23 protein-coding genes are annotated in these 22,808 nt (G+C 72.5%); 13 read left to right on the top strand and 10 right to left on the bottom strand.

The features are described from left to right. Positions 1-258: 258 nt before the first annotated feature. The 3 genes from ACZ4WQ_RS19980 to ACZ4WQ_RS19970 form a co-directional block, all read right to left on the bottom strand. Entirely contained in the window at positions 259-597 is a 339-nt protein-coding gene (locus tag ACZ4WQ_RS19980) for a DUF3817 domain-containing protein (RefSeq protein WP_043490159.1), read from the bottom strand. Positions 598-661: 64 nt separating this feature from the next. Further along, positions 662-1,171, bottom strand: coding sequence for a MarR family transcriptional regulator (locus ACZ4WQ_RS19975; RefSeq protein ID WP_361184322.1), 510 nt, complete (start codon positions 1,169-1,171; stop codon positions 662-664). Between the two features lie 43 nt (positions 1,172-1,214). Then, the gene (locus ACZ4WQ_RS19970; RefSeq protein ID WP_398371559.1) at positions 1,215-2,558 is read right to left on the bottom strand and encodes an MFS transporter; all 1,344 of its coding nucleotides are present in this window, start codon (positions 2,556-2,558) and stop codon (positions 1,215-1,217) included. An 84-nt stretch (positions 2,559-2,642) separates the two neighbouring features. On the opposite strand from ACZ4WQ_RS19970, the gene ACZ4WQ_RS19965 reads away from it, so the two are divergent. Further along, positions 2,643-3,623: an ArsR/SmtB family transcription factor gene (locus ACZ4WQ_RS19965; protein ID WP_398371557.1), complete on the top strand. Its 981-nt coding sequence runs from the start codon at positions 2,643-2,645 to the stop codon at positions 3,621-3,623. A gap of 43 nt (positions 3,624-3,666) precedes the next feature. Here ACZ4WQ_RS19965 and ACZ4WQ_RS19960 read toward each other — a convergent pair whose 3' ends face one another. Both ACZ4WQ_RS19960 and ACZ4WQ_RS19955 read right to left on the bottom strand, forming a co-directional pair. Further along, positions 3,667-3,960: an MTH1187 family thiamine-binding protein gene (locus ACZ4WQ_RS19960; protein ID WP_054233191.1), complete on the bottom strand. Its 294-nt coding sequence runs from the start codon at positions 3,958-3,960 to the stop codon at positions 3,667-3,669. Continuing rightward, positions 3,957-4,301, bottom strand: a complete 345-nt coding sequence (locus ACZ4WQ_RS19955; RefSeq protein ID WP_311727937.1) for a DUF3817 domain-containing protein — start codon at positions 4,299-4,301, stop codon at positions 3,957-3,959. Before ACZ4WQ_RS19955 ends, ACZ4WQ_RS19960 begins: the two co-directional genes overlap by 4 nt. Positions 4,302-4,461: 160 nt before the next feature. Here ACZ4WQ_RS19955 and ACZ4WQ_RS19950 point away from each other — a divergent pair, with 160 nt between their 5' ends. The 4 genes from ACZ4WQ_RS19950 (at position 4,462) to ACZ4WQ_RS19935 (ending at position 6,989) form a co-directional block, all read left to right on the top strand. Continuing rightward, entirely contained in the window at positions 4,462-5,100 is a 639-nt protein-coding gene (locus ACZ4WQ_RS19950; RefSeq protein ID WP_398371554.1) for an AIM24 family protein, read from the top strand. Continuing rightward, a complete protein-coding gene (locus ACZ4WQ_RS19945) occupies positions 5,100-5,750 on the top strand; it encodes an AIM24 family protein (RefSeq protein ID WP_358843183.1) in 651 nt (216 codons plus the stop codon). Before ACZ4WQ_RS19950 ends, ACZ4WQ_RS19945 begins: the two co-directional genes overlap by 1 nt. Next, complete coding sequence (locus ACZ4WQ_RS19940; protein WP_311727934.1) at positions 5,747-6,427, top strand: AIM24 family protein; 681 nt, start codon at positions 5,747-5,749, stop codon at positions 6,425-6,427. The genes ACZ4WQ_RS19945 and ACZ4WQ_RS19940 overlap by 4 nt, the downstream gene beginning before the upstream one ends. 85 nt (positions 6,428-6,512) lie before the next feature. Next, complete coding sequence (locus ACZ4WQ_RS19935; RefSeq protein ID WP_311727933.1) at positions 6,513-6,989, top strand: MarR family winged helix-turn-helix transcriptional regulator; 477 nt, start codon at positions 6,513-6,515, stop codon at positions 6,987-6,989. Here the strand turns inward: ACZ4WQ_RS19935 and ACZ4WQ_RS19930 are convergent. Together ACZ4WQ_RS19930 and ACZ4WQ_RS19925 are read right to left on the bottom strand one after the other, a co-directional pair. Beyond that, entirely contained in the window at positions 6,986-8,344 is a 1,359-nt protein-coding gene (locus ACZ4WQ_RS19930; RefSeq protein WP_398371842.1) for a sensor histidine kinase, read from the bottom strand. The genes ACZ4WQ_RS19935 and ACZ4WQ_RS19930 overlap by 4 nt on opposite strands. Positions 8,345-8,357: 13 nt before the next feature. Then, on the bottom strand, positions 8,358-9,020 hold the full coding sequence (locus tag ACZ4WQ_RS19925; RefSeq protein WP_311727931.1) for a response regulator transcription factor: 663 nt from the start codon (positions 9,018-9,020) through the stop codon (positions 8,358-8,360). 110 nt (positions 9,021-9,130) lie between these two features. Here ACZ4WQ_RS19925 and ACZ4WQ_RS19920 point away from each other — a divergent pair, with 110 nt between their 5' ends. Both ACZ4WQ_RS19920 and ACZ4WQ_RS19915 read left to right on the top strand, forming a co-directional pair. After that, a complete protein-coding gene (locus ACZ4WQ_RS19920; protein ID WP_398371550.1) occupies positions 9,131-9,640 on the top strand; it encodes a PepSY domain-containing protein in 510 nt (169 codons plus the stop codon). 58 nt (positions 9,641-9,698) lie between these two features. Continuing rightward, positions 9,699-10,349, top strand: a complete 651-nt coding sequence (locus tag ACZ4WQ_RS19915) for a PhzF family phenazine biosynthesis protein (RefSeq protein ID WP_398371548.1) — start codon at positions 9,699-9,701, stop codon at positions 10,347-10,349. A 189-nt stretch (positions 10,350-10,538) separates the two neighbouring features. Here ACZ4WQ_RS19915 and meaB read toward each other — a convergent pair whose 3' ends face one another. Both meaB and ACZ4WQ_RS19905 read right to left on the bottom strand, forming a co-directional pair. Beyond that, positions 10,539-11,510, bottom strand: coding sequence for a methylmalonyl Co-A mutase-associated GTPase MeaB (gene meaB / locus ACZ4WQ_RS19910; RefSeq protein WP_398371546.1), 972 nt, complete (start codon positions 11,508-11,510; stop codon positions 10,539-10,541). A 48-nt stretch (positions 11,511-11,558) separates the two neighbouring features. Then, on the bottom strand, positions 11,559-12,752 hold the full coding sequence (locus tag ACZ4WQ_RS19905) for an acetyl-CoA C-acetyltransferase (protein WP_385339046.1): 1,194 nt from the start codon (positions 12,750-12,752) through the stop codon (positions 11,559-11,561). A gap of 136 nt (positions 12,753-12,888) precedes the next feature. Between ACZ4WQ_RS19905 and mce the strand changes: the two genes are divergently transcribed. The 6 genes from mce (at position 12,889) to ACZ4WQ_RS19875 (ending at position 22,316) form a co-directional block, all read left to right on the top strand. Next, the gene (gene mce / locus ACZ4WQ_RS19900; protein ID WP_311727926.1) at positions 12,889-13,392 is read left to right on the top strand and encodes a methylmalonyl-CoA epimerase; all 504 of its coding nucleotides are present in this window, start codon (positions 12,889-12,891) and stop codon (positions 13,390-13,392) included. Between the two features lie 327 nt (positions 13,393-13,719). After that, positions 13,720-17,733 carry a polarized growth protein Scy gene (gene scy, locus ACZ4WQ_RS19895; protein WP_398371543.1) on the top strand — a complete coding sequence of 1,338 codons (4,014 nt, stop codon included), beginning with the start codon at positions 13,720-13,722 and terminating at the stop codon, positions 17,731-17,733. Positions 17,734-17,962: 229 nt separating this feature from the next. Next, positions 17,963-18,901 carry a coiled-coil domain-containing protein gene (locus ACZ4WQ_RS19890; protein ID WP_311727924.1) on the top strand — a complete coding sequence of 313 codons (939 nt, stop codon included), beginning with the start codon at positions 17,963-17,965 and terminating at the stop codon, positions 18,899-18,901. Positions 18,902-19,103: 202 nt separating this feature from the next. Then, on the top strand, positions 19,104-19,949 hold the full coding sequence (locus ACZ4WQ_RS19885) for a hypothetical protein (protein ID WP_385339053.1): 846 nt from the start codon (positions 19,104-19,106) through the stop codon (positions 19,947-19,949). 79 nt (positions 19,950-20,028) lie between these two features. Beyond that, positions 20,029-21,279 (top strand): ABC transporter ATP-binding protein, encoded by a 1,251-nt coding sequence (locus ACZ4WQ_RS19880; protein WP_311727922.1) that lies wholly within the window; start codon positions 20,029-20,031, stop codon positions 21,277-21,279. Beyond that, on the top strand, positions 21,276-22,316 hold the full coding sequence (locus ACZ4WQ_RS19875) for an ABC transporter permease (protein ID WP_385339057.1): 1,041 nt from the start codon (positions 21,276-21,278) through the stop codon (positions 22,314-22,316). Before ACZ4WQ_RS19880 ends, ACZ4WQ_RS19875 begins: the two co-directional genes overlap by 4 nt. Positions 22,317-22,332: 16 nt before the next feature. On the opposite strand, the gene ACZ4WQ_RS19870 is transcribed toward ACZ4WQ_RS19875, so the two are convergent. Further along, positions 22,333-22,659, bottom strand: coding sequence for an ATP/GTP-binding protein (locus ACZ4WQ_RS19870; RefSeq protein ID WP_311727920.1), 327 nt, complete (start codon positions 22,657-22,659; stop codon positions 22,333-22,335). Between the last annotated feature and the right edge of the window lie 149 nt (positions 22,660-22,808).

The following is a 22,808-nucleotide window of genomic DNA, read 5'->3' as shown; positions in this document are numbered from 1 at the left end:
GCGCGCGGAGAAGAGGCGGCGAGGCAGGGGGAGGGCGGGACGTGCCGAAGCGCGGGCCGTCATCCTTCCCCCCGATTCCCGGCACACACCGGATGTCCCGGCGCTGCCGCACGTTTGTGTATGCCGCAAGTAAAGCTGCGACGGAAGCTAACCTTCCGCGCCGGTGCGTGTCAACAAGATCGCGCGCCCCGTCCGGGGTCCGGACGGGGCGCGCGGGGTGCTGGAGGTGAACCGGGCCCACAAAGGGGCGGGGGTGGTTCAGGCCTTGGCGGGCTCCGGCTCGGCGCCGCTGACCAGCGGCTCGATCTCGGCCACGACCTTGCGCTCGACGAAGAAGACCGCCGTGGGGACGGTGCCGGCGAGCAGCACCCAGGCCAGCTTGCCGAAGGGCCACTTCGCCTTGGAGCCGAGGTCGAAGGCGAAGACCAGGTAGAGGACGTACAGCCAGCCGTGTGCGATACCGACGACGCTGACGAAGCCGGACGCGCCGTCCACGTCCAGCAGGTACTTGGCGATCACGCCGATCGTGAGCAGGATCAGCAGGACGCCGGTGACATAGGCCATGGTCCGGTAGCGCGTCAATACGCTTCGCTTCATGACGTCGAGCGTAACCGTCCGTTCCGGGGCGATCTTCGCCGCCCCCGCCGGTGCCGCTCCCCCGTCACACCTCGTCGAAGTCGCCCGCCGCGACGCGCAGCGGCCGCAGCAGCTCGAAGATGCCCGAGCAGTCCTCGGCGTCGTACACCCCGAGGCCGAAGTCCATGGCCATCAGGTCGCGGGTGGCCGACTCCACCACCTCACGGCCCCGGTCGGTGATCGAGGCGAGCGTGCCGCGGCCGTCGTTCGGGTTCGGCCGCTTGGCCACCAGACCGGACTTGACCAGCCGGTCCACGGTGTTGGTCACCGAGGTCGGGTGGACCATCAGCCGCTCGCCGATCTTGGACATGGTCAGCTCACCGGCCTGGGAGAAGGTGAGCAGCACCAGCGCCTCGTAGCGGGCGAAGGTCAGCCCGTACGGCTTGACCACCGCGTCGACCTGGCCGAGCAGAATCTGCTGGGCCCGCATGATCGAGGTGATCGCGGCCATCGACGGCACGGACCCCCACCGTCGCTTCCACAGTTCGTCTGCGCGAGCGATGGGGTCGAAGGAGAGGCTGAGCGGTTTGGGCACGTTACCGACCCTACCGGCCGGTCATATCGTGGTCAGCCCGGTCTCACGTTTCGAGCGGGGCGGGCCGGCCGGGAGCGTTGCCGCGCCGCACCATCACCACCACCAGCAGCGAACACACGGTGCCTGACACCCCCGCCGCGGTGACCACCAGGTGCACCGGAGCCACCTCGGCGACCGCGCCCGCCGCCGCCATGCCCAGGCCCTGCGCGGTCATCAGCCCCGCCGTCAGCAGCGTCATCGCCCGCCCCCGCAGCTCCTCCGGCACGGCCGCGATGAACCACTGGTCGAGGCCGAGGCTGTACGCCATGCCACAGCCCGTCGCCACCTGGAGGGCCAGCGCCCAGCCGAAGGAGGGCTCGAAGACATACCCCAGGGACGGCAGCATGCACAGCACCGCCACCACCAGGGTCAGCCGCGCCCGGCCGGCCGGGCCGAGCAGGGTGCCCGCCAGGGTCTCGCTGACGATCGCGCCGATCGGCATCCCGCACATCAGCAGCCCGAGCCCGGTCGAGCCCAGGCCCAGACCGTCGGAGTACGGGGTCATCAGCGCCTCCGACATCACCACGAACGTCGGCGGCACCCAGTTCAGCAGGAACAGCGCCCGGATCCGCGGGACGGCGGCCAGCTGCCGGATACCGCGCAGCGAGTCGCCGAGCAGCGCGCCGCGCCGGCCGTCCGCACGGGCCGCACGGCGGCGGGTGCCCAGCCGCAGCACCAGGGCCGACGCCACGAACGACGCCGCCGTGATCGCGAGCACCGCGCGCGGCGAGACCGCGGTCAGCAGCAGCCCGCCCGCGGCGAACCCGGCGAGCTGCGCGCCCTGCGCGGTGAGACGGATGACGGACCGGCCGAGCACGAACAGATCGCCCTTCCCCAGGATGTCGCCGAGGGTCGCGGCCCGCGTTCCGCTGAACACCGGAGAGATCGCGGCGGGCACACAGCGCAGCACCAGCAGCAGCCCGACGGGCATGCCCGGCACCACCATCGCGGCCACGCACAGTGCGCTGGCCAGATCGCACACGACGAGTACCCGGCGGGCGGGGTAGCGGTCGGCGACCGCGGACAGCAGGGTGCCGCCGATGACGTACGGCAGCAGCGCGAAGGCGAAGGCCAGCGCGGACAGCAGCGGCGAGCCGGTGGCCCGGTAGACCAGGACGGACAGCGCGATCCCGCAGACCACCTCGCCGAGCATCGACAGCAGATGCGCGACGAACACGGCCCGGAACTCGCGCACCGCGAAGACGGCGGAGTAGCCAACGCTTTCCGGGCGGGGTTCCGGGAGAGCGGGTCCCTCCGCGCACTCGGCCGCGGGCTCGGGTCCGGAGGCATCTGCGGCAGGGCGCGCAGGGGTGGGGTCCGTCGTCCCGGACCCGGAAGGCGTTGGCATGGCGGCAGCGTGCCCGGAGCGGTCCGGGGCGCTCTAGTGTTTCGCCCTGGGGCGAATCTTCGGGGGGGACCTGTGGCACTGCACATGAGCTTTGGAACAGACGACCTGCTGCGCTGCCGGTTCGCGATTTCGCCGCTGTGCCAGACGCACGAGGCGGTGCGGACGCTGCTGCGCTCCGAGCGGCACGGCTATCACCTGCCGTGGCTGCGCCGCATCCGCTCGGCCGTGGCCGGGCTCGACCTCTCCCTGCTCGCGCTGTTCATCCCCATCCGCGGCTACACCCCGGATTTTCTGGGTCCGCCGCCGGCGGTGCCGTATCCCTCGTTCGAGGAGGAGCTGGCGCGGCTGCGGGCGACCGAGCCGGAGGCGGCCCGCCGGGAGATGGCCCTTTCCTTGGCCGACACACCGGGGGCCACCGAGTCCGCGGCCGGGCGCTCGGTGCTGGAGGACCCCGCGCGGGCGGTGCGGCGGCTCGGGGATCTGACCGAGCGGGCCTGGCACGCGCTGCTCGAGCCGGACTGGCCCCGGGTGCGCGACCTGTTGGAGGCCGATGTGGCCTATCGGGCCCGGCAACTGGCGGACGGTGGCCTCGAGCGGCTCTTCGCCGATCTGCGCCCCTCGGTGTCCTGGGCCGATGGGCGGCTCACGGTCCGCACCCGCGCCGGGGGCCCGGAGGTGCAGGAGCTCGACGGCCGGGGCCTGCTGCTGATGCCGAGCGTGTTCGTCTGGCCGGACGTGGTGAGCGGCTTCGTGCCGCCCTGGCAGCCGACGGTGATCTATCCGGCGCGCGGGGTGGGCGGGCTCTGGCAGGAGTCCGCGGAGGGCGCGGCGGACGCGCTCGTACGGCTCCTCGGCGCCAACCGCGCGGCCGTTCTGAGCGCCCTCGAGGAGCCCGCCGCCACGACGGCGCTGGCCCAGCGGCTGGGCCTGGCGCCGTCGTCGGTGTCGGCGCATCTGGCGGTGTTGCGCGCGGCCGGCCTGCTGACGTCGCGCCGCGACGGCCACCGGGTGCTGTACGAGCGCACGCCGCTCGGAATCGCGCTGCTGGGCGGCGACGCGGCCTAGCGGCGCGCGCTCCGTACGACTGCGTCTACGGCTACGGCTACGGCTACGCGGACAGGTGCCGCTCGACCGTCTCGACCTTCGAGGTGAGTCCGTCCGTGACGCCCGGGCGGATGTCCGCCTTGAGGACCACGGACACCCGCGGCGCCCGGGCCTCCACGGCCGCGACCGCCCGCTTGACGACGTCCATGACCTCGTCCCACTCACCCTCGACGGAGGTGAACATCGCGTCCGTACGGTTCGGCAGGCCCGACTCGCGCACCACCCGAACCGCGTCCGCGACGTACTCCCCCACATCCTCGCCGACGCCGAGCGGCGTCACGGAGAAGGCGACGATCATGCGTTGACCACGCCCTCACGGCGCGCCCGGTCGGCGATCACGCTGGCCTCCGCCTCCCGCTTGAGCATGCGCTCGGCGAAGAAGCCGCCGGTCGGCAGGACGGACAGCGCGAAGTAGAGCGCAGCGGTCTTGCCGCTCCACTTGGCGCGCTTCCAGGCGTCCAGCCAGAAGACCACGTACAGGATGAAGAGGACGCCGTGCACCATCCCCATCACCGGGACCGCGTTGAAGTCGGTGGTGCGCTTGAGCACCGAGCAGACCAGCAGCAGGAGGAAGGAGACGGCCTCGGGCGCGGAGACCAGGCGGAGCCGCCGCAGTGCGGTGGCGGTCTTGAAGTCCACGGGAGCAGCACCTTTGGGGAGAGGACGAAGGACACAGAGGGAGAGCTTGTGAAGTGATGCACAAACTCTTCCTCGCATTGTCGCAGCCTCGTAACCGATCACCGCGCCGGGGTCCGGCTGTCCCTGTTCCGAGGCGTTCGGTCCCGATAACGTCAGATCCGTGGCTCAGTTTCGGCTCCAGGGGAGCAAGGTGCTCGCCGTCGACATGACCGGCGATTCCGTGAAGGCCAAGAACGGCTCGATGGTCGCGTACGAGGGGGAGATGACCTTCAAGAAGAAGACCGGCGGAGGGGACGGGCTGCGCGGGATGGTGACCCGGCGGCTCACCGGCGAGCAGATGGAGGTCATGGAGGTGAAGGGGCACGGCACGTGCTACTTCGCCGACCGGGCGAGCGAGATCAGCCTGGTGTCGCTGCACGGCGACGCGCTCTATGTGGAGGCCAGCAATTTGCTGTGCACGGACTCCGCGCTGCGCACCGGGACCTCCTTCACCGGGCTGCGCGGCTCCTCCCAGGGCAACGGCCTGTTCACCACCACCGTCGAGGGCACCGGGCAGGCGGCCATCCTCTCCGACGGCACGGCGGTGGTGCTGCGCGTCACCCCGGAGCTGCCGCTCCAGGTCGACCCGGGCGCGTATATCGCCCATACGGGCAAGCTCAAGCAGCACTTCCAGTCCGGGGTGAACTTCCGCACGCTCATAGGCGAGGGCTCGGGCGAGGCGTTCCAGATCCGCTTCGAGGGCGAGGGACTGGTGTACGTACAGCCCAGCGAGCGCAACACGGTCGGCGGTGACGTCTGATGCCGTTCAACGTCCTCAACTCCCGCATGGTCGAGGCGCAGGTGCTGCCCGGCCAGACGCTCTTCAGCCAGCGCGGCGCGATGCTGGCCTACCGGGGCGAGGTGCGGTTCACGCCCAGCATCACCGGCGGGCAGCGCGGGGTGATGGGCATGATCGGCCGCCGGGTCGCGGGCGAGTCGACCCCGCTGATGACCGTCGAGGGCAGCGGCACGGTGATGTTCGGGCACGGCGGCCACCATGTCGAGGTCGTCCACATGGCCGGCGACAAGCTCTATGTCGAGTCGGACCGGCTGCTCGCCTTCGACGGGTCGCTGCGCCAGGGCACGATGTTCATGGGCTCGCAGGGCGGGGTGATGGGCATCGTGCGCGGCCAGGTCACCGGCCAGGGACTGTTCACCACCACCCTCGAGGGGCATGGCTCGGCGGCGGTCATGGCGCACGGCGGCGTCATCCAGCTGCCGATCGCACCCGGCCGCCCGGTCCATGTCGACCCGCAGGCGTATGTCGCCCACCGCGGCGAGGTGCGCAACAAGCTCTCGGCCGCGCTCGGCTGGCGCGAGATGGTCGGCCGCGGCTCGGGAGAGGCCTTCCAGCTGGAGCTCTCGGGCACCGGCACGGTGTATGTCCAGGCATCGGAGGAGAAGCTGTGAACGGCCCGGTCATCCATGACGCGTACACCCTCCCGGTCGACGACAACATCAATCCGTACGCCTTCAGCGTGGAGCTGAACGGCCAGTGGTTCCTCCAGAAGGGGAAGATGATCGCCTACTACGGGCGGATCGACTTCCAGGGCGTGGGCCTGGGCCGGCTGGACCACCTCATCGCGCACAGCTTCCACTCCCCGATGCACGCCGCTGACTGGGTGGTGGCCGAGGGGCAGGGCAAGATGGTGCTCGCGGACCGGGCCTTCGACGTCAACTCCTACGACCTCGACGACGGCAATCTCACCATCCGGTCAGGAAATCTGCTCGCCTTCCAGCCCTCGCTCTCCCTCAAGCAGTCGATCGTCCCGGGCTTTCTCACCCTGATCGGCACCGGCAAGTTCGTCGCGGCCTCCAATGGCCCGGTGGTCTTCATGGAGCCGCCGATCCGGGTGGACCCGCAGGCCCTTGTCGGCTGGGCGGACTGCCCGACGCCCAATCACCACTACGATCACGACTATCTGCGGGGCGTCCTCGGCGGGATCCGCGCACACACCGGCATCGGGGGGACGTCTGGCGAGGAGCACCAGTTCGAGTTCGTCGGCGCGGGGACGGTACTGCTCCAGTCGACGGAAGAAGTCCTCGATGAGGTGCCGATAGGGAGCACGGGGGGCACCGGTTCGTGAGCGCAAGCATGCGGAGTGTAACCTCGAACAGGTGACCTCATATCCATTGGTTCGAAATTCAACTTCTATAGGTAGAATGCTTCCCATGGAGACCGAGAACGGCACGCGCTGGCTCAGCGACGAGGAACAGCGCGCCTGGCGCATCCACCTGGACGTCAGCCGGCTGCTGACCTACCAACTCGAACGAGACCTCCAGCCGTTCGGCTTGACCATGAACGATTACGAGATCCTGGTCAACCTCTCGGAGTCCGAGGGCCACCGGCTGCGCATGAGCGACCTCGCCGCCGCCACCCTCCAGTCCAAGAGCCGTCTCTCCCACCAGATCACCCGGATGGAGAACGCCGGCCTCGTCCGCCGCGAGCACTGCGAGTCCGACCGGCGGGGGCTCTACGCGGTGCTCACCGAAAGCGGCTGGGAGACCATGCGCAAGGTCGCGCCGCACCATGTCGAGTCGGTGCGCAAGCACTTCATCGACCTGCTCTCCCCGGAAGCGCTCGAAGCCGTCCACGACTCCCTGAACCCGATCGCCGACCACCTGCGCGCCCAGCGCGGCCGCGTCTAGCTCACAGGCGCCTTCCGGGGCAGCCGCACCGCGAACAGCGCGCCGCCGCCCGGCGCGGTCCGCACATCCAGCCGTCCGCCGTGCCGCAGCACCACGTCTCGCGCGATGGCGAGGCCGAGCCCGGCCCCGCCGTCGTCGCGGCTTCGGGCGTCGTCGAGCCGTACGAACCGCTCGAAGATGCGCTCCCGCTCCTCCTCGGGCACCCCGCTGCCGTCGTCCTCGACCTCCACGACCCCCCAGCCGCCCTCCTCCCGCACCGCCACCCGCACCTCGCTCCGGGCGTGCCGCTGCGCGTTGTCCACCAGGTTCCCCAGCACCCGCGCCAGCTGCCCGCGCGACCCCGCCACCTCCACCGCCCCCAACTCGCACCGCACCGCCACCCGGTCCCCCACCCGCTGCGCCAACTCCTCGCGCACCAGCTCCGCGAGCGCCACCCGCGCCCCCGAGGGCCGCTCCCCGGCGTCCAGCCGGGCCAGCAGCAGCAGATCGGCGGCCAGCCGCTGAAGCCGCACCACGTCCTCCACCGCGCCGTCCACATCCAGCAGCCCCGGATGCGCGGCGCCCACCTCCAACTGCGTCCGCAACGACGCGATGGGGCTGCGCAGCTCATGGGAGGCGTCGGCGACGAACGCCCGCTGCCGTGCCACCGCCCCCTCCAGCGCCGCGAGCGTCTCATTGGTCGTACGCGCCAGCCGGGCCACCTCGTCCCGCGACCAGGGCACCGGCACCCGCCGGGACAGATCCGTACTGGCCGTTATGGCCGCCATCTCCCGGCGGATCGCCTCCACCGGCCGCAGGGCGCGCCGGGTCACCAGCCAGGTCACCGCCGCCACCACCGCCGACAGCAGCGGCAGCCCGAGCAGCATCGCGTCCCGCACCGAGTCGACCGTGCCGGTCGCCAGCGGGGCGCCCGCGTACACCGTGACGGACTCCTCCGTCGGGGTGGTCGCCCGCACCGCGGCCCACACGTAGTCCGCCTCGCGCCCGTCCACCCGGGCGGTGCCCTCGGCGAACCGGGGCTTCTGGGCCTCCACCCTCCCCGCGTCGTCCTCGTCCTCCACCTCGAGCTCCACCGGCACCACCGAACGGCTCCCCGCCCCCGTCACGGCCTCCAGATCGTCGCTCACCGCCCGCACCCGCCCCTGCCCGTCCACGATCTGCACGGGGTCCTCGCCCAGCTCCAGCCCGTCGAACCGCGCCCCGGCCGCGACCCGCGAGGCCACCGCGCGGGTATGCACCTCGGCCCGCAGCTGGGCCTGCTCCGACAGATTCGCCCGCAGCACCCCCAGCACCGCGAGCCCCGCGGCGACCAGGGCCCCGGCCACCACCAGCGTCGCCCCCACCGCGGCCCGCATCCGGACCGAGCCGCTACGCACGCCCCACCAGCCGATACCCGGCCCCCCGCACGGTCTCGATGACCCCGGCCCCGAGCTTCCGCCGCAGGGCGCTCACATACACCTCGACGATGTTGGGGTCGCCCTCGTACGCGAAGTCCCACACATGCTCGAGGATCTCCGCCTTCGACACGATCTCGCCGGGCCGCACCACCAACTGCTCCAGCACGGAGAACTCCTTGGCGGTCAACGCGGCCTCGCACCCATCCCGCTCCACGCGGCGAGCCCCCCGGTCCACCACCAGATCCCCCACCCGCACCACCGGCGAGGCGCCCTGCCCCCGCCGCCGCAGCAGCGCCCGCACCCGCGCGAGCAGCACCACATACGAGAACGGCTTGGTCAGATAGTCGTCGGCGCCCGTGTCGAGCCCCTCGGCCTCGTCGTACTCCCCGTCCTTCGCGGTCAGCATCAGGATCGGCACCTCGCACCCGGCGGCCCGCAGCGCGCCGCAGACGCGGTAGCCGTTCATCCCCGGCAGCATGATGTCGAGCACGACCAGGTCGTACGTCCCCTCCTGGGCCCGGTGCAGCCCCTCCCGGCCGTCGTGCACCACATCCACGGCGAAACCCTCCGCCATGAGCCCCTTGGCCAGCGACACCGCGAGCCGCCGCTCGTCCTCCACAATCAGCAAACGCATGGGGAGAGCGTCCCAAAGACAACCTGAAGATCCCTTCAGGCGACTTCAGCCTGGCTTCAGCCCCACTCCGCCACCGTAATTCCCGTCAACACAACTGGGGAGGAACCCACATGAAGCGCATGCCCATCATCGCCGCCCTGGCCGCCGCGTCCCTGGCCACCGCCTCGGCCCTGACGGTCGCCACCGCTACCGCGGCCCCTCGCCCCTCGACGACATCGAAGTCCACGTCACTCGTCCAGGCGGCAGAGGCGGCGATCAAGGCGGTACCGGGCACGGTGGCGTCCGTCGAGCGCGACGACGACCGGCCCGGCTGGGAGGTGGAGGTCCTCGGCAAGGACAACGCGTGGCACGAGGTCAAGGTCGGGGCGAACGGCCAGGTCCTGGGCCAGAAGCTCGACAAGGACGAAGACGACCGGAAGGAGGCCACCGTGCTGCGCACCGCCAAGGTCGGCGCGGTGGCCGCGGCGGAGCGGGTCAAGGGCACGGTGACCTCCGTGGAGCTGGACGACAAGGCCTGGGAGGTCGAGCTCGCGGGCAAGTTCCGCGAAGTGAACGTCAACCCGCAGACCGGCGCAGTCACCCAGTCCCACGAGGACGACCACCACGAGGACGAAGACTGACCCGCCCCGGGCGGCCGCCGGAGCCGGCGGCCGCCCGACGGCGTGATGTACTGCACAGGTGACCGATTACGACGTACTGCGCGTCTTCTGCGGCCCCGACGGCCGCCACGGCAACACGCTCGGTGTCATACGCCAAAGCGGCGCGGGCACGGCCGAACGCCAGGCCATCGCGCGGAAGCTTGGCTTCAGCGAGACCGTGTTCGTCGACGACCCCGAGCGCGGCGTCATCGACATCTACACGCCGACGCTGCGGCTGCCGTTCGCCGGGCACCCGTGCGTGGGCGCGGCCTGGCTGCTCGACGTGCCGGAACTGGTCACACCCGCGGGCCTGGTGGGCGCCAGGCTCGAAGGGGAGTTCAACTGGATCGAGGCGCGCCCCGAGTGGGCGCCACCACGCACGCTCAAGCGATACGACACGGCAGCCGAGGTCGACGCACTGCAGGTGCCACCGCCGGGTGAGTGGATCTACGCCTGGGCGTGGGAGGACGAGGCGGCCGGCCGGATCAGGGCGCGCGCCTTCCCCGGGCGCGGCGACGGCATCGACGAGGACGAGGCGACGGGCGCGGCAGCGCTGCTGCTGACGGCCCAGCTGGGGCGCGCCCTGAACATCGCGCAGGGCCGCGGCTCACAGATCCTGACGGCGCCGCGGCCGGACGGGCTGATCGACGTGGGAGGCCGCGTACGGCTGGAAGCCACGGAGCGGCTGTAGCCGCCGACGAGACGTGAGGGGGTGGGGGTGCAGGGGTGGTGCCCTGGACGCTTACGCATATTTGTGGCGCCAAGTTCCGGGCCACCCCACGCTTCCGGGCACCGGCGCCGTAAATATGCGGTCCAGGGTGACAGCCCCGGAGGCCCCGCCCCCGCCGGACCACGCACAGCAGGCGCACACCCACGCGCCTCAGGCCGAGGAGGTCACCGAGGAGGTCACCCCGGCCACCAGCTCATCCGCCGCCGCATAGGCGTCCAGCTCCCCGGCGGCCACGCGCTCGGCCAGCGCGCCCAGCCGCCGGTCGCCGTGCAGGTCGCCGATCCGGGCGCGGAGCGCCGTCACGGCGATGGTCTCGACCTCGCCCGCCGCCCGCCGCAGCCGCCGCTCCGCCAGCACCCCGTGCTCCTCCATCCACGCCCGGTGCTTCTCCAGGGCCTCGACCACCTCGTCGACGCCCTCGCCCCGCGCCGCCACCGTCTTCACGATCGGCGGCCGCCAGTCGCCCGGAGCGCGGGCCTCGCCGAGGCCCAGCATGTGCCCCAGTTCGCGGACCGTCGCGTCGGCGCCGTCCCGGTCAGCCTTGTTGACCACGTACACATCGCCGATCTCCAGGATCCCGGCCTTGGCCGCCTGGATCCCGTCGCCCATCCCGGGCGCGAGCATCACCACGCTCGTATCGGCCTGCGCCGCGATCTCGACCTCGGACTGCCCGACGCCCACGGTCTCCACCAGCACCACATCGCACCCGGCCGCGTCGAGCACCCGGATCGCCTGCGGGGCGGCCCAGGCGAGCCCGCCCAGGTGCCCGCGGGTGGCCATGGAGCGGATGTAGACGCCGGGGTCCGAGGCGTGCTCGGACATCCGCACCCGGTCCCCGAGGAGCGCGCCGCCGGAGAAGGGCGAGGAGGGGTCCACGGCGAGCACCCCCACCCGCTTCCCGGCCTTGCGGTACGCGGTGACCAGCGCCGAGGTCGACGTCGACTTGCCGACCCCGGGCGAGCCGGTCACCCCAACCACGTACGCGCCCCCGGCCAGCGGAGCGAGCGCGGCCATGACCTCGCGCAGCTGCGGTGAGTCGCCCTCGATCAACGAGATCAGCCGGGCCACCGCGCGGGGCCGTCCCTGCCGCGCCTGCTCCACCAGCGTGGACACATCAGCCATCGCCGCCGCGCTCCCTTCCGTCCACACGCCCGAGGCCCCGAGCACTACCTACGACGAGCGCGGCACCCGCAGGATCAACGCATCCCCCTGCCCACCCCCACCACACAGCGCCGCCGCGCCCACGCCACCGCCGCGCCGCCCCAGCTCCAGGGCCAGGTGCAGCACGATGCGCGCGCCCGACATCCCGATCGGATGCCCGAGGGCGATCGCGCCGCCGTTCACATTCACCTTTTCGGAGGAAACTCCAAGATCCTTCATTGACTGGACCGCGACCGCCGCGAACGCCTCGTTGATCTCGATCAGATCAAGATCCGAGACCTCGAGCCCCTCCTTCCCCAGCGCGTGCGCGATCGCGTTGGACGGCTGCGACTGGAGGGAGTTGTCGGGTCCGGCCACATTGCCGTGGGCCCCGATCTCCGCGATCCACTCGAGCTCCAGCTCCTCCGCCTTGGCCTTGCTCATCACGACCACGGCGGCCGCCCCGTCCGAGATCTGCGACGACGTCCCGGCGGTGATGGTCCCGTCCTTGGCGAAGGCGGGCCGCAGCTTGCCGAGCGACTCCGCGGTGGTCTCCGCGCGGATGCCCTCGTCCTTGTTGAAGACGACCGGGTCGCCCTTGCGCTGCGGGATCTCCACGGGGGTGATCTCGGCGTCGAACAGGCCGTTCTTCTGGGCCGCGGCGGCCCGCTGGTGGGAGAGCGCGGCGACCTCGTCCTGGTCGGGCCGCAGGATGCCCAGCCGGGTGTTGTGCTTCTCGGTCGACTCGCCCATGGCGATGCCCTCGAAGGAGTCGGTGAGCCCGTCGTGGGCCATGGCGTCGAGCATCCCGACCGCGCCGTACTTGTAGCCCTCCCGGGACTTGGGCAGCAGGTGGGGGGCGTTGGTCATGGACTCCTGGCCGCCCGCGACCACGATGTCGAACTCGCCGGCCCGGATCAGCTGGTCGGCCAGCGCGATGGCGTCGAGCCCGGACAGGCAGACCTTGTTGATGGTCAGTGCGGGCACCGCCATGGGGATGCCGGCCTTGACCGCGGCCTGCCGGGCGGGGATCTGCCCGGCGCCCGCCTGGAGCACCTGCCCCATGATCACGTACTCCACCTGCTCGCCGCCGATTCCGGCCCGCTCCAGCGCCGCCTTGATCGCGATCCCGCCGAGGTCCGCTCCGGAGAACGACCGCAGGCTGCCGAGCAGCCGCCCCATCGGCGTGCGCGCGCCCGCCACGATCACAGATGTCCGAGTCATGGTGCGTCCTCCAGAGGAGAAGGAAGTTAACGAGGGTTATCGTCAATGTACTGACGAGTACCCGCCCGGTCACCGGGCCATCAGTGTGATCGCGCGCACGTTGCGTAACCAGCCGTGTGGGCGGTGCACTGGAACCATGCTGACCAGAATCGACCACATCGGGATCGCCTGCTTCGACCTCGACAAGACCGTCGAGTTCTACCGTGCCACGTATGGCTTCGAGGTGTTCCACACCGAGACCAACGAGGAGCAGGGGGTCCGCGAGGCCATGCTCAAGATCAACGAGACCTCGGACGGCGGGGCCTCGTACCTCCAGCTCCTGGAGCCCGTCCGGGAGGACTCGGCCGTCGGAAAGTGGCTGGCCAAGAACGGCGAGGGGGTGCACCACATCGCCTTCGGGACGGCGGACGTGGACACCGACTCCGAAGCCATCCGGGACAAGGGCATCCGGGTGCTGTACGAGGAGCCGCGCCGCGGCTCGATGGGCTCCCGGATCACATTCCTGCACCCCAAGGACTGTCACGGCGTGCTCACCGAGCTCGTCACGTCGGCGGCCGCCCAGACTCCCGAAAACCACTCCGAAGCCCACTCCGCGGACCAGCCCGAGAACCCGTCCGAGACCCCGCCCGCAGACCACTGACCTCAGCAAACCCCCCGCCGGACCCGCCTACCCGACCGAAGCGACCCGCACAAGCGGGAGCGAGGAAGTCCACCACTCAAGCGGACCACTGACCTTCCGCTTCCCCGGCCGGTAGAGTGCAACCTCGGCCGGGGTACGGGAACGAGATCGGAAAGGATCAGGGTCCGGCCCAGGCATTGCCGATGATCTGACACCATTTCTTCGGAAGGGCTAGCTCCGGTCCGGCCGCCACGGCCGGGCGCCAGGTCGGGACCGCGAGGTGCCACGTGGCACCCCCAGGTACGGAGTCGGCCGCCACCGCGACCAGGGGACGGATGGGACCGCGCAGTGCGGGGCTACGACCGCTACGAGCCTGACGACCACCTCTCGAAGTTCGAGGCCGAGATGGAGCGGCTGAAGACCGAGCGGGAGAAGGCCGTCCAGCACGCCGACGACCTCGGCTACCAAGTCGAGGTGCTGCGCGCCAAGCTGCACGAGGCGCGCCGCAATCTCGCGAGCCGCCCTGCCTACGACAGCGCCAACCTCGGCTACCAGGCAGAGCAGTTGCTGCGCAATGCGCAGGTCCAGGCGGAGCAGCTGCGCGCCGACGCCGAGCGCGAGGTGCGCGAGACCCGGGCCCAGACCCAGCGGCTGCTCCAGGAGCAGGCCGAGCGGCAGGCCCGGCTCGAAGCCGAGCTGCATGCCGAGGCGGTGGCGCGCCGTCAGCGGCTGGACCAGGAGCTCTCCGAGCGCCGTGCCACCGTCGAGTCGCACGTCAACGAGAACGTCGCGTGGGCCGAGCAGCTGCGGGCCCGGACCGAGGCGCAGGCGCGCCGGCTCATGGACGAGTCCCGGGCCGAGGCCGAGCAGGCGCTGGCCGCCGCCCGCGCCGAGGCCCAGCGGCTGGCCGACCAGACCCGCGACCGGCTCGGCTCGGAGGCGGAGTCGGCCCGCTCGGAGGCCGAAGGGATCCTGCGCCGCGCCCGCACCGAGGCCGAGCGGCTGGTGAACACGGCCGGCGCCCAGGCGCAGGAGGCCAGCCACCACGCGGAGCAGCTGCGCACCTCCACCGCCTCCGAGTCCGACCAGGCTCGCCGGCAGGCCACCGAGCTGACCCGGGCGGCCGAGCTGCGCATCCAGGAGGCCGAGACGTCGCTGCGCGAGGCGCGCCTCGAGGCCGAGAAGGTGCTCGCGGAGGCCAAGGAGGCGGCGGAGAAGCGGCTGTCGGCCGCCGAGACGGACAACGAGCAGCGCACCCGCACCGCGAAGGCGGAGATCGCCCGGCTGGTCGGGGAGGCCACCAAGGAGGCCGACGCGCTGCGCGCCGAGGCCGAGCAGGTGCGGGACGACTCCCGCGCCGAGGCCGAGCGGCTGCTCGCCGAGGCCGAGGACACGGCGCGCGCCAAGGTCGCCGAGGACTCGGCGGCCCAGCTGGCCAAGGCCGCCCGCAGCGCCGAGGAGGTGCTGACCAAGGCCTCGGAGAACGCGCAGGCCACCACGAAGGCGGCGGCCGACGAGGCGGAGCGGATCCGGGGCAAGGCGGAGGCCGAGGCGGACCGGCTGCGGGCCGAGGCGCACGACACCGCCGCGCAGCTGAAGGGCGCGGCGAAGGACGACACCAAGGAGTACCGCGCCAAGACCGTCGAGCTCCAGGAGGAGGCGCGCCGGCTGCGCGGCGAGGCCGAGCAGCTGCGCGCGGAGGCGGTGGCCGAGGGCGAGCGGATCCGCGCCGAGGCCCGCCGGGAGGCGGTCCAGCAGATCGAGGAGGCGGCGACCACCGCCGAGGACCTGCTGGCCAAGGCGAAGACCGGCGCCGAGGAGACCCGCGCGGGCGCGACCGCCGAGAGCGAGCGGGTGCGGACCGAGGCGATCGAGCGGGCCGCGTCGCTGCGCCGGCAGGCCGACGAGGCGCTGGAGCGGGCCCGCGGCGAGGCCGAGGAGCTGGTGACCTCGGCCGAGACGCAGGCCGAGCAGGTCAGGACGGAGGCGGCGGACGCGGCCCGGCGGACCCGCGAGGAGGCCGAGGCGGCCGCCGCCGACCGCCGCGCGGAGGCCGAGGCCCAGCTGGCCCGGCTGCAAGGGGAGGCCGAGCAGCGGCTCGCCTCGGCCGACCAGGCGCTGCGGGACGCCCGTGAGGAGGCCGAGCGGCTGCGCCGGGAGGCGTCCGACGACACGGAGCGGCTGCGCGCCGAGTCCGCCGACCGGCTGGCCGCGCTGCGGCAGCAGGCCGAGGTGGAGGCGGACCGGCTGCGCGACGAGGCGGTCGCGGACGCGTCGAACATGCGTGCCGAGGGCGAGTCGGTCGCGGTGCGGCTGCGCGGCGAGGCCGCCGCGGAGGCCGAGCGGCTGCGCACCGAGGCGCAGGACACGGCCGACCGGGTGCGTGCGGAGGCCAACGCGGCGGCCGAGCGGATCGGGGCCGAGGCCGCCGAGGCGCTGGCGGCCGCGCAGGAGGAGGCGGCCCGCCGCCGCCGCGAGGCCGAGGAGACGCTGGGCGACGCCCGCGACGAGGCCCAGCGCGAGCGCAGCCTGGCGCATGAGCAGAGCGAGGAGCTGCTGGCCGCCGCCCGCAACCGGGTCACCGAGGCGCAGGCCGAGGCGCAGCGGCTGGCCGAGGAGGCCGAGCGGCACGCGGCGGAGCTGGTGGCCGCCGCCGAGCAGACCGCGCAGCAGGTGCGGGACTCGGTCGCGGGGCTGCACGAGCAGGCCGAGGCGGAGATCACGGGCCTGCGTACGGCGGCCGAGCATGCGGCGGACCGGACCCGCCACGAGGCCCAGGCGGAGGCGGACCGGGTCCGCGGGGACGCGCACGCCGAGCGGGAGCGGGCCGCCGAGGACGCGATGCGGCTGCGGCGCGAGGCCCACGAGGAGTCGGAGGCCGCCAAGGCGCTCGCGGAGCGCACGGTCTCGGAGGCCATCGGAGAGGCGGACCGGCTCTCCGCCCAGGCCCGGGAGGAGGCCAACCGGCGCCGCTCGGACGCCGCCGAGCAGGCGGACCGGCTGGTCACCGAGGCCACGAGCGAGTCCGAGCGGCTGCGCGGCGAGGCCCAGGATGTCCTGGACGATGCGCGGCGGAGCGCCAACAAGCAGCGCAGCGAGGCCGCTGAGCAGGCCGACACGCTGGTCACCGGCGCGACCGAGGAGGCCCAGCGGCTGGTCTCGGAGGCCAATGCGCGGGCGCAGCAGCTGCGTACGGAGGCGTCCGACGCCCGGGCGACGGCCGAGCAGGACGCGGCGCGCACCCGGGCCCAGGCCCGCGGGGACGCCAACAACATCCGCTCGGAGGCGGCCGGGCAGGCCGACCGGCTGATCACCGAGTCCACGAGGGAGGCCGAGCGGCTGCTGGCGGACGCCGGCGCGGAGGCCGAGCGGCTGCGCACCGAGGCGTCGGAGACGGTGGGTTCGGCGCAGCAGCACGCGGCGCGCACCCGCGCGGACGCGGAGCGGGTGGCGGCCGAGGCGTCAGCGGAGGCGGAGCGGGTCCGCGCCAAGGCGCAGTCCGAGGCCGAGCGCATGGTCGACGGCGCACGCGAGGACGCCAACAAGCGGCGCTCGGATGCGGCGAACCAGGTCGACCGGCTGATCACCGAGTCCACGGCGGAGGCGGACCGGCTGACGAAGGAGGCGCGGGAGGCCGCGCTGCGGTCCGCGACCGCCGCCGAGGAGCAGGCCGACATGATGGTCGGCGCCGCCCGCAAGGAGGCCGACCGGCTCGTCGGCGAGGCGACCGCGCAGGCGAACAGCCTGGTGGAGAAGGCCCGTACGGACTCCGACACGATGCTCGGCGAGGCCCGGGGCGACGCGACCGCCATCCGGGACCGGGCCGAGGAGCTTCGGACCCGGGCCGAGGCCGATGTCGAGGAGCTGCACCAGCGGGCCCGCCGGGAGTCCGCGGAGCAGATGAAGGCGACGGGCGAGCGGGTGGACAAGCTGGTCGCCGCCGCGACCGCGCAGCTGGTGAAGGCCGAGGAGAAGGCCAAGACGCTGGTCTCGGACGCCAACAGCGAGGCCAGCCGGGTCCGTATCGCCGCCGTGAAGAAGGCCGAGTCGCTGCTCAAGGAGGCCGAGCAGAAGAAGGCGGACGCCACGCGGGACGCGGACCGCAGGCGCGCCGAGGCGGAGGCCGAGGCCAAGCGGATCGTGGACGACGGCAAGCGGGAGCTGGAGCTGCTCAAGCGGCGTCAGGAGGACATCAACGCGGAGATCTCCCGTGTCCAGGACGTGCTTGCGGCGTTGGAGTCCTTTGAGGCCCCCGCGTCCGGGGGCAGCTCGGGCGGAAACTCGGGAAGGAACGAGAGCGGTGGGGTGAAGACGGCGGCCGGTGCCGGGACGCGATCGAGCGGCAAGCGCTCGGACGGCTGAGCGGTCCTGGGGGCGGGTGCTGCCGAATCGTAGTGTTCGTGGGCAGGGGCGCTAGAGACACACCCCGTGTCGTGTCCGTATCATCCCGACGAGTGACAAGCCGTCTGGCTGTCTGCCACTCAAAAGGCTGGACATTCTCCAGATCAAACGGACGTTGACTCGATGACACGCCGTTTGGCCCCCTAGGATTCCCTCTATCACCTCACCGGTCTCTTTCGACAGGAACCCCATGAGCGACACTTCCTCCCCCTTCGGCTTCGAGCTCGTGCGGCGTGGGTACGACCGCGGTCAGGTGGACGACCGCATTACCAAGCTCGTCGCCGACCGTGACAGTGCACTGGCCCGCATCACCTCTCTGGAAAAGCGCATCGAGGAGCTGCACCTCGAGACGCAGAACGCCCAGGCCCAGATCACCGACGCGGAGCCGTCCTACGCGGGGCTCGGCGCGCGCGTCGAGAAGATCCTCCGTCTCGCCGAGGAGGAGGCCAAGGACCTGCGCGAGGAGGCCCGCCGGGCCGCCGAACAGCACCGTGAGCTCGCCGAGTCGGCGGCCCAGCAGGTGCGCAACGACGCGGAGTCCTTCGCCGCCGAGCGCAAGGCGAAGGCGGAGGACGACGGCGCGCGTATCGTCGAGAAGGCCAAGGGCGACGCGGCGACGCTGCGCCAGGAGGCTCAGAAGGACGCGCAGCAGAAGCGCGAGGAGGCCGACTCCCTCTTCGAGGAGACCCGCGCCAAGGCCGCCCAGGCCGCCGCGGACTTCGAGACGAACCTCGCCAAGCGCCGCGAGCAGTCCGAGCGCGACCTGGCCTCCCGTCAGGCCAAGGCCGAGAAGCGGCTGGCGGAGATCGAGCACCGGGCGGAGCAGCTGCGCCTGGAGGCCGAGAAGCTGCGTACGGACGCCGAGCGCCGCGCCCGCCAGACGGTGGAGACCGCGCAGCGCCAGGCCGAGGACATCGTGGCCGACGCCAACGCCAAGGCGGACCGCATCCGCAGCGAATCCGAGCGCGAGCTGGCGGCGCTCACCAACCGCCGCGACAGCATCAACGCCCAGCTGACCAACGTCCGCGAGATGCTGGCCACGCTGACCGGTGCCGCGGTGGCCGCGGCCGGCTCCCCCACCGAGGACGAGCCGATCTCGCGCGGTGTCCCGGCCCAGCAGAGCCGCTGACGCCCAGGACTTCCTGACGTCGGATCACGCGCTCATCTCGTGCCCCGCGCCCGCCTCGTGCGGCGCGGGGCACGCGCATGACGGCGCGTCGGCCGCGGGCGCTACCGGTACCCGGCGTCCTGGGGTCGTACGGCGCCTTACGGCTGGGCGACGGGCGTACGACGTCTTACGGGCGTGCGGCCGTGGCGCGTAGCCTCCCCGTGTGACCGACCGCACCCTCGCCGCCCTGGGGTTCGCCGATGTGCCGGCGATACGGCCGCTGACCTATCCCGGCCGGCCCGTGACCGCGCCCGCGCTTCTCGCGGGGGGTGAGCTGTGGGAGTTGACGCCCGGTCCGGGCGGGCCGGGCGGCTGGCCGGTGCCCGGGGCGCCCTTCGACCCGCCGGGCGAACCGCTCGACGCCGTGCTGGCGCGGCTCGGCCATGTGCCGTCGGGGCAGCGCCATCCGGTCATCGCGGTCGGCTCCAACGCCTCGCCCGCGCAGCTGCACCACAAGCTGACGGCGCTCGGGGCTCCGGCCGCCGTGCCGATGGTGCCGGTGCGGGTGCGCGGCATAGCGGTGGGCTGCTCGGCGCACATCGGACGGTACGGGTATGTCGCCGCCGCGCCGTACGCGGACCCGGCGGCCGAGACCCCGCTGGTGGTCAGCTGGCTCGACGGCGACCAGCTGGCGTCGGTGGACGCCACCGAATTCCCCAACTACCGGCGCGTCCTGCTGCCCGGCGCGAGCTTCCCCATGGTGCTGCCGTCCGGGGAGCCGCTGGGCGGCGCGTATCTCTACGTCAGCGTGCGGGGTGTGCTCGCGAGCCCCGACGGCGCGCCGGACCGGCCCTCCGGCAGGCCGCGGCCGGGCGGCGGCGACCAAGGCGCGCTGCTGGCGGGGCTGCTGGCGTCCTCGGCGCGGCTGCGGGACCTGCTGGGGCCGGACCCGCGGGCCTGGATCCGGCGCGCGGCGGCGGACCGTACGGTGCGCGAGGCGGCGGCCTCGGTGCTTGCGGCGGAGGGGTGGGTGCTGCGGGGTTACGATCCGCTCTCGACTCTCGCTTAACGGGAACCGCCGCCCCGCGGTTATTCTCCTTACCCGCACGGGGGCACGCGCCCCGGACGCATCGCACGAGGGGCGGAGCATGATCGAGGCAGTCGGCCTGACGAAGCGCTACGGCGCCAAGACGGCCGTGTACAACCTGTCGTTCCAGGTGCGGCCGGGCACGGTGACCGGCTTCCTGGGACCCAACGGATCCGGCAAATCGACCACGATGCGCATGATCCTGGGGCTGGACGAGCCCACCGCCGGCCATGTCACCGTGGGCGGCTACCCCTTCCGCCGACTGCCCAACGCCCCCCGGCAGGTCGGTGCCCTCCTCGACGCGAAGGCCGTGCACGGCGGCCGCAGCGCGCGCCAGCATCTGCTGTGCCTGGCCCAGCTGTCGGGCATTCCGGCCCGCAGGGTCGACGAGGTGCTGGGCGTGGTCGGGCTCCAGAGCGTGGCGAGGAAGCGGTCCAAGGGGTTCTCGCTGGGCATGGGGCAGCGGCTGGGCATCGCGGCCGCGCTGCTGGGCGACCCGCAGGTGCTGCTCTTCGACGAGCCGGTCAACGGTCTGGACCCGGAGGGCATCCTGTGGGTCCGCAACCTCATGAAGCAGCTGGCATCCGAGGGCCGCACGGTCTTCGTCTCCAGCCACCTGATGAGCGAGATGGCGCTGACCGCCGAGCGCCTGATCGTGATCGGGCGCGGGCAGCTGCTCGCCGACATGAGCGTCAAGGACTTCATCTCCTACAACTCCGCGGACTTCGCGCGGGTCCGCACCCCCGACGGGGAGCCGGACCAGCGCGAGAAGCTGACCGCCGCGCTGAGCGAGGCGGGCGGCCAAGTGCTGCCGGAGCAGGACGGCGCGCTGCGGGTGACCGGGCTGCCGCTGCCTCGGATCAGCGACCTGGCGCATGGCGCGGACGTCCGCCTGTGGGAGCTCTCCCCGCACCAGGCGTCGCTGGAGGAGGCGTACATGCGGATGACGCAGGGCGCCGTGGACTACCGCTCGACCGCCGACCAGCGGGCGGGGCTCCAGGAGGCCGTGCCGGGCATGGCCCCGCAGGGCGCGTACGGCTACGCCCCGCCGACCGCTGGCGGCGTGCCCGGCGGCTATCCGCCCATGGGCGGCATGCCGGGCTACAACCCGCCGCCCGCGCCCGGCCAGCCCGCCCCGGGCCAGCCCGCGCCCGGCCAGCCCGCCCCGGGTCAGGCCCCCTGGCAGCCGCAGCAGCCCCCGGCCGGGCAGGGCGCGCCCGCCGCGCCGCAGACTCCCGCCGCTCCCCCGGCTCCGGCCGCCGCGCCGGCCCCCGCCGACATGAACAAGCGCGACAGCGAGGACGCCCGATGAGCACTCCTTACCAGCAGCAGGCCCAGGCGTCCCAGCCGCCCACCCCGCCGCAGCCGCCCCAGCAGGCGCCTCAGCAGGCGCCTCAGCAGCAGCCGGGCGCGCCGGGCATGCCGGCCGCCCCGCAGCAGGCGCCGCACCCGCAGGCCCAGCAGTACGCGCCACAGCAGGCGGCACAGCCCGGCATGCAGGCCGTGCCGGGGATGCCGGCCGCGCCGCAGCAGCCCTACGCCTCCGCCGCCCCCGTCGCCGGATACACCTCGCCGATCCCGATCCGGCGCACGCACCTGGGGAATGCGCTCGCCTCCGAGTGGACCAAGATCAAGTCGGTGCGCTCGACGATCTGGACGCTGAGCGTCATGGTCGCGCTGGTCATCGGCATCGGGCTGCTGGTGGCCTCGGGCACCAAGGACAGCGACTACTCCTCCACCCCCACCACCATCCCCGGCCTGTTCGGCACGCTGCTGGGCCAGCTGTGCATCGTCACGCTCGGCGTGCTCGTCGTCACCTCCGAGTACGGCACCGGGATGATCCGCACCACCTTCACCGCCTCGCCGCAGCGCTCGCGCGTGCTGACCGCCAAGGCCCTCGTCTTCTTCTTCATGTCCTTTGTGACCACGACCGCCGCGCTCGCGTTCGTGGCCTTTGTGAGCACGGGGATGCACAGCGGGCCGGGCGTCCAGGAGCCGACGAGCAAGCAGTTGGTCGGGGCGACCCTGGGGGCCGGGCTGTATGTCTCGCTGCTCGGGCTGCTGTCGCTCGCGGTCGGCAGCATGCTGCGGCACTCCGCCGGCGCGATCACCGCGATGCTCGGTGTGGTGCTGCTGCCCGCCATCCTCCCCGCCTTCCTGATGATGTCGAGCAGCCTTCAGACCCTGGGCGAGAAGATGCAGAAGTATTCCTCGCCCCAGTCTCTGGCCGCGCTCTTCCAGGTCGACGACAGTCTCGGGACCGGCTGGTCGCAGGTGGGGATGCTGGCCGGGATCACGGCCGCGGCGTTCATCGCGGCATACGCGCTGCTGGAGAAGCGCGACGTGTGATGGGCTGATCCCCCGGTCAATACCTCGGTGCGTTACGGGACCGCTGGAGCTTCGCGCTCCGGCGGTCTCGCGCGTTCCAGCAGGACTTGTGCCAGTGGCGGCGGTCGTCCACGCCGCTGTGCTGCTGCCAGGCCACAATGTGCGGCACACCGGGCGGGATCTCCTGGTCGCAGCCGGGGCAGCGGTAGTGCTTGGCGGCGGCGCCACCGCCGACCTGGCGCACCACCCACTCCTCGCCCTGCCAGCACTGGGTCGACTCCAGCCCATAGCGGTCCGCGCGGTCTTCGTCTTGGCTGCCGATCGGCTTCTCGCCGCCTCGCGGGCGGTTTCGGCGTGGGGACACGGGGCACCTCGAAGGACGCTGGGCTACTGGCTGTGACCAGCGTACGCGTTACCGTCACGGTCCCGGAAAGCCGTGTCCACAACCGTCCTCCGATCATCATGAGAATTTCTTGCCAGGCCGTGCCTTTGGCACGTGTCAGGCGTTATTGC

The organism is Streptomyces sp. NPDC028305, from assembly GCF_055569495.1.
This window is presented reverse-complemented; position numbering and strand designations above follow the sequence as displayed.

Excerpts from the sequence above, each read along its gene's own strand:
- ACZ4WQ_RS19875 (WP_385339057.1), top strand. The coding sequence starts at position 21,276 with ATGAGCACTCCTTACCAGCAGCAGGCCCAGGCGTCCCAGCCGCCCACC.
- ACZ4WQ_RS19980 (WP_043490159.1), bottom strand. The coding sequence starts at position 597 with ATGAAGCGAAGCGTATTGACGCGCTACCGGACCATGGCCTATGTCACC.
- ACZ4WQ_RS19965 (WP_398371557.1), top strand. The coding sequence starts at position 2,643 with ATGAGCTTTGGAACAGACGACCTGCTGCGCTGCCGGTTCGCGATTTCG.
- ACZ4WQ_RS19945 (WP_358843183.1), top strand. The coding sequence starts at position 5,100 with ATGCCGTTCAACGTCCTCAACTCCCGCATGGTCGAGGCGCAGGTGCTG.
- meaB (WP_398371546.1), bottom strand. The coding sequence starts at position 11,510 with ATGGCTGATGTGTCCACGCTGGTGGAGCAGGCGCGGCAGGGACGGCCC.
- ACZ4WQ_RS19935 (WP_311727933.1), top strand. The coding sequence starts at position 6,513 with ATGGAGACCGAGAACGGCACGCGCTGGCTCAGCGACGAGGAACAGCGC.
- ACZ4WQ_RS19890 (WP_311727924.1), top strand. The coding sequence starts at position 17,963 with ATGAGCGACACTTCCTCCCCCTTCGGCTTCGAGCTCGTGCGGCGTGGG.
- ACZ4WQ_RS19920 (WP_398371550.1), top strand. The coding sequence starts at position 9,131 with ATGAAGCGCATGCCCATCATCGCCGCCCTGGCCGCCGCGTCCCTGGCC.
- mce (WP_311727926.1), top strand. The coding sequence starts at position 12,889 with ATGCTGACCAGAATCGACCACATCGGGATCGCCTGCTTCGACCTCGAC.
- ACZ4WQ_RS19930 (WP_398371842.1), bottom strand. The coding sequence starts at position 8,344 with ATGCGGGCCGCGGTGGGGGCGACGCTGGTGGTGGCCGGGGCCCTGGTC.
- ACZ4WQ_RS19925 (WP_311727931.1), bottom strand. The coding sequence starts at position 9,020 with ATGCGTTTGCTGATTGTGGAGGACGAGCGGCGGCTCGCGGTGTCGCTG.
- ACZ4WQ_RS19960 (WP_054233191.1), bottom strand. The coding sequence starts at position 3,960 with ATGATCGTCGCCTTCTCCGTGACGCCGCTCGGCGTCGGCGAGGATGTG.
- ACZ4WQ_RS19905 (WP_385339046.1), bottom strand. The coding sequence starts at position 12,752 with ATGACTCGGACATCTGTGATCGTGGCGGGCGCGCGCACGCCGATGGGG.
- ACZ4WQ_RS19970 (WP_398371559.1), bottom strand. The coding sequence starts at position 2,558 with ATGCCAACGCCTTCCGGGTCCGGGACGACGGACCCCACCCCTGCGCGC.
- ACZ4WQ_RS19880 (WP_311727922.1), top strand. The coding sequence starts at position 20,029 with ATGATCGAGGCAGTCGGCCTGACGAAGCGCTACGGCGCCAAGACGGCC.